Origin of the sequence: Escherichia sp. MOD1-EC5990, from assembly GCF_002965285.1 — a bacterium.
Taxonomy (GTDB): Bacteria; Pseudomonadota; Gammaproteobacteria; order Enterobacterales; family Enterobacteriaceae; genus Escherichia; species Escherichia coli_F.
In genome coordinates, this window is record NZ_PTRV01000066.1 from 1 (window position 1) to 1,268 (window position 1,268).

The 1,268-nt window shown below is 58.4% G+C and carries 1 protein-coding gene; it reads left to right on the plus strand.

What is annotated here, in order from left to right:
* Nucleotides 1-1,268: type VI secretion system tip protein TssI/VgrG (gene tssI / locus BEB42_RS25870; RefSeq protein WP_105267602.1), on the plus strand; the 1,268-nt coding region annotated here is incomplete at both ends.

A 1,268-nucleotide genomic window follows, 5' to 3' on the forward strand; every position in this document is an offset into this window, starting at 1 on the left:
GACAAAATGGCCTACCTGACGGTATGGCAGGGCGATGACGTACAGCGCCGGGTGAAAGGTGTGGTGACCTGGTTTGAACTGGGGGAGAACGACAAAAACCAGATGCTGTACAGCATGAAGGTGTGCCCACCGCTGTGGCGCACAGGGCTGCGCCAGAACTTCCGTATCTTCCAGAATGAGGACATCGAAAGCATACTCGCGACGATCCTGAAAGAAAACGGGGTGACCGAGTGGAGTCCGCTGTTCAGCGAGCCGCATCCTTCCCGTGAGTTTTGTGTCCAGTACGGCGAAACCGATTACGATTTCCTGTGCCGGATGGCGGCGGAGGAAGGCATCTTCTTTTATGAGGAGCACGCGCAAAAAAGTACCGACCAGAGCCTGGTCCTGTGCGACACCGTGCGTTATCTGCCGGAGTCCTTTGAGATCCCCTGGAACCCGAACACCCGTACCGAGGTGAGCACCCTATGCATCAGCCAGTTCCGCTACAGCGCACAAATCCGCCCTTCTTCCGTGGTGACCAAGGACTACACCTTTAAACGACCCGGCTGGGCAGGGCGTTTTGATCAGGAAGGCCAGTACCAGGATTACCAGCGCACACAGTATGAAGTGTATGACTACCCCGGACGTTTCAAGGGTGCCCACGGGCAGAACTTTGCCCGCTGGCAGATGGATGGCTGGCGAAACAACGCAGAAGTGGCGCGCGGAACAAGCCGTTCGCCGGAGATATGGCCGGGACGGCGAATTGCGCTGACGGGGCATCCGCAGGCGAACCTGAACCGGGAATGGCAGGTGGTGGCAAGTGAACTGCACGGCGAGCAGCCGCAGGCGGTGCCGGGACGCAGGGGTTCAGGTACCACGCTGAATAACCACTTTGCGGTAATACCGACAGACAGAACATGGCGGCCACAGCCGTTGCTGAAACCGCTGGTGGATGGCCCGCAGAGCGCCGTCGTGACGGGACCGGCAGGAGAAGAAATCTTCTGTGATGAACATGGCCGTGTGCGGGTGAAATTTAACTGGGACCGTTATAACCCGTCAAACCAGGACAGTTCATGCTGGATCCGTGTGGCACAGGCGTGGGCAGGCACCGGGTTTGGTAACCTGGCGATACCGCGTGTGGGTCAGGAGGTGATTGTGGATTTCCTCAACGGCGATCCAGACCAGCCGATTATTATGGGGCGCACCTACCACCAGGAAAACCGCACCCCCGGCAGCCTGCCGGGAACAAAGACGCAGATGACCATTCGTTCGAAAACCTATAAGGGCAG